The organism is Algibacter sp., assembly GCF_039977455.1.
Classification (GTDB): Bacteria; Bacteroidota; Bacteroidia; order Flavobacteriales; family Flavobacteriaceae; genus Algibacter_B.
Genome location: NZ_JBDWDG010000027.1, coordinates 39,717 through 48,400, shown reverse-complemented (window position 1 = coordinate 48,400; position 8,684 = coordinate 39,717). Strand labels below are relative to the sequence as shown.

Genomic DNA, 8,684 nt, shown 5'->3' with positions numbered 1-8,684 from the left:
ATCTTGATGGCCTCCAAAATTCCCGTCTGGAATTGGGTAAGGCACGTAACCGTTCTCAATATAATATTTTAAACCACCACCCAGATCTGTATTGTGCTCATACCCTGCTTTGCCCATAATACCATTAAGCATATGGTTCTTTTTTAAGGCTTGATAAATACCTTCCAAATCTTCGGTAATTAGTCCTTTTTGAATGGCAGTAACCATAAATGGTGTAGAGGATGCACCCGTCATCACGTAAGTGTAATTACCTCCTGAAGGTCCACGTGGCACTAAGCCCCCATCTTTATAATATTGCATTAAAGAATGCGCAAAGTCGGCCATAACTTCAGGAAAAACCAATCCCCAAAGGGTGTTAAGAGTCCATTGTGCACCCCAAAATGAATCGGAATTAAAGTGATTAAACTTTGGCTTTCCGTTTTCGTCTAATGGCAATTGCCCCATTCTGAATTCGTCTCCAGTATTATCAGGATACGCTCCGTTGACATCGTTTATAATTCTACGACCTTGTAGCGCATGCCATAAATCGGTATAAAAACGCCTTTGCGCTTGTTCTGTGTTTCCTTTTACATCAATTCGACCAAGTAACGCATTCCACTCCGTTTTAGAAGCCTCTACTATTTGATTGAAATCCCAATTTGGTAATTCTTCAATTATATTAAGATTTGCATGTTCAACGGAAGTGTATGAAATACCCACTTTCATCAAAACGTTCTTTTTATCTTCTTTTAAATTCACGAGGTAGTTGCCCGTTTCTTCATCTCGTTCTAAAGCTTCAATTTCTGTATTTAGCTTTACTTTAAAATAAACAGTTACGGGCTTTGGACGTCGGTGAGTTGGCTCCATAACCAAATGCCCCGAAAGTTCATTTTTATTATGTTGCTCTAAAACCCCATTCGAATTTTCACATGGCCCCAAAATGGTATTCAGATTGAAAAGAATAGCTGCTTTTTCATTTTTAGGAAAATTATATTGATGCAAACCTACGCGTTTTGTGCTGGTCAACTTAGTTTCTATTTGGTAACGCTCCAGCTCTAAACTATGGAAACCTGGTGTTATTTTTTCTTTATTATGACTAAATTTTGAATAATAATCTTTAAAAACACTCGTTTTATTATCTTCGGAAACAGTAACTGGCATAACAGAAACACCAGACATTTGCCAAGCATGAATATGGCTAAACCCTTTAATAGTATCTGTTTTAAAACGATAACCACTACCCCAAGCACCTCCAATTTGTGTATCGGGACTTAAATTAACCATCCCAAACGGACGATTAGCCGACGAGAAGAAAAACCAACGTGAATTTTCGGTATCTAATAAGGGATACACTTTTTCGGTATAATCTATAGCTGATACATGATCTGCTTTTAATTCTTGTTTTTCATTTTCTTTACACGAAAACAGGACAAGACATACAACACTTAAAATGTAAAATCTGGTTTTAAAGAGGTAAGGTAACTTCATTATCATTGTTTTTTAAGGCGTCATTTTATTTAAATTTTCTTCAATGGCATTCAGCATATCTAATGTTGGAAAACCATTGTTTTGTCTTCTGTTTTTTATGGCGTACCAATCTTTCCATTTATCATCTAAATCGCCAGATGCTCTACGTTTATATATATTTTCTAATTGACTTTTAGCTATAGGCAGCAACTGTTTTGCTTCATTTAAAAACCTTGCTTTTTTAGAAGTTTCAAACTCTCGTTTTAATTTTGACATGTTATGAAGCGTAGTTTCAAAAGTAATTAAATCACTATACAATTGCACTGGTAATAAGATATAGGCATGATAAAACTTAGATTTTTCATTTTGATATCCTTTCTCGGCTTCCGCTAAAGCTTTTTCGATGTTTTTTACAGCTATTGCTATATGGTCATAATCATTTTCCACACGTTTATAATCAAATGGAATAGGTGTTTTTCCTGGTCTTCTAATTGGTGCATTTGATAAATATGAAACCGCCTCTCGAATTTCCCATAAATGTTCTACATACCCTTTTCGTCCCTTCTGTGCTTCATGTAAATATTTCATCGAAGCTATAGCGTGGTTCGCTGCTTCTTCTGAAAAATACCGTGATGTCCATCCCTTGTAAAATTCATCTCCGCTAAACGTTTCAGGATTATTACAAACAGCACTATAGGCTTCTAGATTTAATAAAAACGGTCTGAAATTTTGTCCGTTTACTAAACAAAATTTATCGGCATTATAGGTTTCAAACATCTCTTTCATTACCGTTTCCACCTTATTTGGATATGGATTATGAACGGTATGATTTAACCAATATCCAGCATGCATATAGGTACCAAACTCATAATTATCTGTAGTATTTGGAAGATGTTCAAAATCGCCAAATCCATGATCGGACCAAACTACCATCCAATCTGTTGGTGGTCTAAAACCTTCGTTCCACATTTCCATCCCATCGGAATAGCACACCAATACTTTTGGGGCATTAGGTTTATATTCGTCTATTAGTTTCCCAAATTCCACATACACCTCATTAAACACATCTATTTTACTTTCGCCGCAAGAGCTTTTGTATTCCCAATCCCAAACCTGATGGCGTGGACGTAGAATAAAAATATCGGTTTTGGATAACGGCGTCTCTTCTAAATAGTAGCGCCAAGCTTTAATCCAATCGGCTTTATAGGTTTTCCAACAATCTGCTTTATCGGCATCCATAGGATGAATTTGATAGCCCAACTCGAAATCTATAGCCACTTTCATACCCTTCAATTGGGCATAATCGATCATTTTATCTATAAAATCAATGTCTACTTGATAGTCTGGTTTTAGCTTTTTGTATTCTGGACGGACATAGAATTCTGGTCGCCCCAACATATCGAATAATTGAATAGCGTTGTATCGCATACGCACTAAAGCATCGATTAACTCGGTGTAAGTTTCCCAATCGTATTCTAATAATTTACCACGGTAATTTGCTAACTCGTCCACATCGTTTTCAAAATAGGCTAAAACGGGAACTTTTGGCGGTGTTATGGTTTTAGGAGTGAAGTTAAAAAGGGCATCGTTAGATATTTTATTGGCAGTTTTACCTGTCCAATATTCTAAAGGATCAATGCCTAAAACATCTTTTGAATAATCGTAGACAGCATATTGAAACCCTTGAACATCTGAACCTGCAATTACAATTACATTGTTTCCTAGTTTACTCCAAATACCACCTCTAGCTCCTGGAATAACTTTAGAAACATTTATTTTGCCATTATTTGCTTTATCTGCAATTAAATTATTAGAATCCGGTGTTCCTAAAAGAAAAACAATAGCATCCTTTGGAAAATATTCTTTTTCTGTTATTACACTAACTTCTATATCTACTTTGGCTAAATCTTGTTTTAAATCTTCCACGGTCGATAATTCAACCGGACTTATAAGGTTACCAGTAACCAAGTAAACTAACGTTGTATTTGAAACCTTAGATTTACATGACACTAACAATACACTTAAACATAAGCATAAAGTGAGTATTATATTTGATTTAGTAGTCATACTATTTAGTTACTTTTTTAAATAAATTAACGGTAAATTTAATTTTAAAAAACAGGCAGGTTTTTTTAACGACCTGCCTATTTTTAAAAACTAAATTAACTAACTTCAAACTGTTTTTTATGCTATTAATATCCTGGGTTTTGTTCCATAGTAGTAGGAGAAATCACCAACTCGTTGTTAGGAATAGGTCGTAAATAGTGAATATCTGGATCAAAAGCTCCATGATCTATTACGTGCGGATTATACAACTCAATTCGTTCTTCTAATTTACCTGTACGTTTTAATACGGCCCATCGATTAGATTCGCCTGCTAACTCTAGCGCACGCTCTACTAATATATCATCAACAGAAATAGAAGTATAATAATTTGCAACACCTGTTGCACGTTCTCTTACTCTATTTAAATGAATTAATGCATTTACAGGATCATTAGCCCCTAAATAAGCTTCGGCAGCCAATAAATGAGATTCTGCAACTCTAAATACAAAGGTATCTCTGCTCCCCTCTATCTCAGCATTAATATCTTCATCATCAAATTTCTTAAAAATTGGAAAGTGAATATTCTGTGATGGACTTGCAGAATATAAATAATTTACCCCTGGAATATCGTCAGGCACCATGTATAAATACTGATCTGGTTGATATACCCAATACCGGTCTAACTTATCTGTTAATTCAGCAATATCTAAAGCTTTTTTAGGGTAATACACTACAGTATCACCAGCAACAATATTATCTGTTCCCATTACTCCTTCTTTATCTGCAATAATAGTACGATGTATCGTAGCATTCTCCCTTTCATCATCATCTGCGAATAGTGAGTAAAAATAAGGTGTTGGCATACCACTAGACCCTACACCACCATATGGATTTGCTCTACTAACGCCTTGCGATTCATAGTTAAAAACACTATACATAAAAAGTGAGTGTTTTGTATTTGACTTATCACTAGAGAAGCCACTATTTCCAAATTGTACTGCAAACAACACTTCATCATTTACTTGATTATCAAAATCAAAAACTTCTGCATAAGACTGACTTCTAATATCATACCCTCCAATTGCAGATTCTGCTAAAGTTGCAGCAGTTTCAAAATCGTTAGTTCCTGCATACGATTTATAAGCTCTAGTTAAATACACTTCGGATAACAGATGTTGAGCTGCGCGTTTTGAAAAACGCCCAGTTTCTGGAGTATCCAATAAATCTGGTATTGCTGCTTCTAATTCTGCAATAATTAATGTGTAAGTTTCTTCTTCGGAAGACCTAGTATAGTCAGTTCTAATACTCTGAGGTTCTTCTAACTCCAGCGCCACACCCCCGTACTGCACTACCAAATTAAAATAGGCCAATGCTCTTAAAGCGCGCGCTTGGGCTATACCGTAAGCTTTATCATCCAAGTTGGTATCACTCCAATTGATTTGATTTTCATATCTGTTAATAGCGGTATTGGCTTTTGCTATAACATTATAATTACTTGACCATACACCATTACCATCTGGAGCTGTAACGGCAAAATAGTCGTTTTCAGAACTCGTGGAGAATAATTCTCCTTTAATAGTAAAAATATCGGTTCCTAAAAATTTATAACCATAATTTTTATATACTGAACGCAATTGAGTATAAACTCCCACTACAAGTTGATCGGCAGTATTTTCATCAATAAAATTTTCACTGGTAATATCAGAAAAAATATCTTCTTCTATATAATCGTTACAAGCACTAAATAATACAGCAAATGCGAGTAAAACTATTTTATATTTTATATTTTTTAATAATTTCATTTTCTATATATTTTTAAATTAATAAGATAGTTTAAGACCAAACAATACGGTTTTCATTAAATAACCACCATTATAAGAGTTTTGAAGCCCTGTTTCTGGGTCTGGCCCAGCATAGTCTGTAAATGTAAATGGATTTTGAATATCTAATGATAATCGTAAACTAGACATTTTTAACTTATCCAACATAGGTTGAGGAAATTGATAGCCCAAGCCTATATTCCCAATTCTAACAAAATCAAAGCTGGTATAATAATTATTACCTGTAGAGCCATACTCTAGTGCAGGAAACTCAGCATCAGGATTGTTTGGTGTCCAGTAATCTAAATCTACTTTATTAAATTTAGCATCGTCATTTTGCCACGGCACAAAATTATTATAGAATTCAGAATGTCCAAAAGAGCCTTGTCTTGTGTAAACTTGTACCGAAAGATCTAAATTTTTATAGGTAAATGTATTGGTCATACCCCCTATCCAATCTGGTGAAACTTGTCCTAATATTACGTAATCATCTGCACTATTAAGTGAACCATCTCCATTCTGGTCTTTATATTTTTCTTGACCCGGAAAATATTGATAGCTATTCGCTTCAGCAGCCTCATCTAACTGCCATATCCCAATTTTTTCATATCCATAAATGGCATCAACAGCTTCACCTATTTTTAAAATACCATGGTTTCCAAAAGCTTCTTCATCCCTATCGCCATCTAATTCTAAAATTTCGTTTTTATTTCTAGAAAAATTGATATTTGTTGTCCACTTAAAATTATCCGTTTGAATATTTGTTGTATTTAATGTAACCTCAACACCACTATTACGAACTGATGCGTAATTACCTATTGCATTACCATAGCCAGTTATATTAGATAAAGTTCTATCAAAAATACCATCTACTGTCTTTTTATTATATATTTCTAAACCAAGACGTACTCTATTTTGTAGTACAGCTAAATCTACACCGAAGTTAAATTCTTTAGAGCGCTCCCATGTTAAATCATAATTTGGCAATCCACCAACTACAACACCATTAGTTGTGCTATCTCCATATAGATAATCTGCTCCTCCTAAAAACGCTAAGGAACTATAGGCGCTTACTGAACTATCATTTCCAGATTCTCCATAGCTTAATCGTAATTTTAAATTACTTAACCAATCTACATCTTGTAAAAATGTTTCATCGCTGGCTTTCCAAGCAAAAGCTGCTGACGGGAAGAACGCCCATTCATTTCCAACGGCCAACTTAGAAGACCCATCATATCTACCAGTAAATGTGAACAAGTATTTATCCAAAATGCTATAATTTAATCTACCCGCAAAAGACGATAATGTCTCCTTATAATATTGCGTGGAATAATTTCTTACATCTGTACCTGACTCAGTGTTATAAAACAAATACGCATCTGTATCAAAATCTCTAGTTTCAATATTACTTCCTTCTCTTTGTTGGTAATAAACCGAAGATATAAGTGTGGCTTTTAAGTTATGGCCTTCAGTCACATCAAAATTAAAGTTTGCAATATTATCCCAAGTGTACGAAGTGTTGAAAGATGAATTATAATATGCTCTTATTCTATTGGCTTCATTACGAGAAGATTTTGTAAGTAACCCTCTGTACTCCCCAAATCTCGCATTCCTAATATTGGGGGCAAACTGTGTTTTGAAGTTAAACCAATCCGTTGGTTTATAGTCTAAAAATACGTTTGCAATTATGTTCAGTGTTTTTGTATTTACCCTCCAGGCACCGTTAGCATCGTAGTAAGGGTTTGTAAAACGTCCATCTTGTGCGTCTGGGAAAAGAATTACATTACCTTCTGGATCCCTTGAATTTACTGTAGGTGCTAGACGCAGGGTGCTTCTAAATAACTCCCTACTTCCTTCTTCACGTTCAGACAATGCTAAATATGATTTTAGTCCTACACTAAATTGGTCTGACACTTTTTTAGTAAGCGATAAATTTAAATTATAACGTTCAAAATCCTCTATACCAATAACACCCTCATCTTTTAAATAACCAATAGATCCATTATAAACCAAGCCATTTGCACCACCAGACATTCCTAAAGTGTGACTAGTTTGAATTCCTGTATGCCTAAAATCCTCACCCCAATCAGTATATCTGCCGGTAGCTGCATTATTTGCCTCTTCGTTTCCAATTTGTATTTCTGAAGATATATTAACAGCTACATTGTTATAATCTTCCACCGTTGGAAAAATCCCGTTATTTGGATCTGCCAGTCCTCTCCATGCGGTGCTCCTTAGTACCTTGTCAACAAAATCAACATATTCATCTCCATTGTACATATCAGGAACATTGGCTGCTGATCTAACACCCAAAGTAGCCTCGTAGGTAAATTGAGTTTTACCTTCTATACCGTTTTTAGTAGTAATAATTACTACTCCATTTGCCCCTCGTGCTCCATAGATTGCAGTTGCAGATGCATCTTTTAAAATATCCAATTGCTGTATATCAGCTGGATTTAACATATTAATATCCTCAAAAAACACACCATCTACAACAAATAATGGCTGCGAAAGATCGTCGGACAAATTATCACTAACTCCATCCCTACCTGCATTGTTGTTTTTAATAACAGTATTACCCCTTACATCTATTGAAAGTGGTGCACCTGGTTTATTACTAAGAGACCTAACATCTACACCTGCTACTCTACCTTGCAAAGCTTGACCAATATCTGTCTTCTTTTGTTCTGTTATATTTGCTGCACTTAATGAAGCAACGGCACCAGTTAAATCGGTTCTTTTAACAGCTCCATATCCAATAACAACCACCTCTTCAAGTTGAGAAGCATCTTCTAGTAATTGAATATTTAAATTTGATTGCCCCTTGTAAGCTACTTCTAAAGTTTGAAAACCAAGAAAAGAAAACACAAGCACATCTCCATTTTTTGCACCGATTTGATAATTACCATCAAAATCGGTGGCGGCTCCAATATTAGAACCTTTTACCAATACATTTACTCCCGGAATAGGGATATTTTGTTCATCAGTCACGACACCGGTAACTTTAGTTTGCGACCATGATGTCCCAGTAAAGCCTATTATTAAGACTATTAATAAGAGTTTTAGTTTTTTCATATTATTATCTTGTTTAGTTATGACAGCTAATTTATTGTTATACTTTAATTTGTAAATGGACAAATTATTCAAAAACATGGAAAATTGAATTTTACTAGGCATTACTTATAATTTAAGAGCTTTTAAAAAACAGTTATTTTAAGTTTATAAAAATTCGTTTTTAACACTTCAGCAAACCTTACATTCTTATTTTTTTATTAAAACTCAAATGCTGTCTTGTTAAATCTATTCATGTTTTTGACGTTTTAGTCCATAATCAAAACCTCTTAAAACACTATTTTTATAACATTAGTTATT

General features: G+C 34.5%; 4 protein-coding genes. All 4 read right to left on the bottom strand.

Features of this window, described 5'->3' with window-relative positions; translation table 11 throughout:
• On the bottom strand, positions 1 to 1,467 hold a 1,467-nt coding region (locus ABJM36_RS13240), incomplete at its 3' end, for a glycoside hydrolase domain-containing protein (RefSeq protein WP_348451973.1).
• Positions 1,468 to 1,479: 12 nt separating this feature from the next.
• On the bottom strand, positions 1,480 to 3,513 hold the full coding sequence (locus ABJM36_RS13235; protein WP_348451972.1) for a glycosyl hydrolase 115 family protein: 2,034 nt from the start codon (positions 3,511 to 3,513) through the stop codon (positions 1,480 to 1,482).
• Between the two features lie 125 nt (positions 3,514 to 3,638).
• Complete coding sequence (locus ABJM36_RS13230; RefSeq protein WP_348451971.1) at positions 3,639 to 5,294, bottom strand: RagB/SusD family nutrient uptake outer membrane protein; 1,656 nt, start codon at positions 5,292 to 5,294, stop codon at positions 3,639 to 3,641.
• Between the two features lie 18 nt (positions 5,295 to 5,312).
• Positions 5,313 to 8,387, bottom strand: a complete 3,075-nt coding sequence (locus ABJM36_RS13225) for a TonB-dependent receptor (RefSeq protein ID WP_348451970.1) — start codon at positions 8,385 to 8,387, stop codon at positions 5,313 to 5,315.
• Between the last annotated feature and the right edge of the window lie 297 nt (positions 8,388 to 8,684).

What these genes read in the sequence shown, in the direction of transcription:
- ABJM36_RS13235 (WP_348451972.1), bottom strand. Translation starts at nt 3,513, where the DNA reads ATGACTACTAAATCAAATATAATACTCACTTTATGCTTATGTTTAAGT.
- ABJM36_RS13230 (WP_348451971.1), bottom strand. Translation starts at nt 5,294, where the DNA reads ATGAAATTATTAAAAAATATAAAATATAAAATAGTTTTACTCGCATTT.
- ABJM36_RS13225 (WP_348451970.1), bottom strand. Translation starts at nt 8,387, where the DNA reads ATGAAAAAACTAAAACTCTTATTAATAGTCTTAATAATAGGCTTTACT.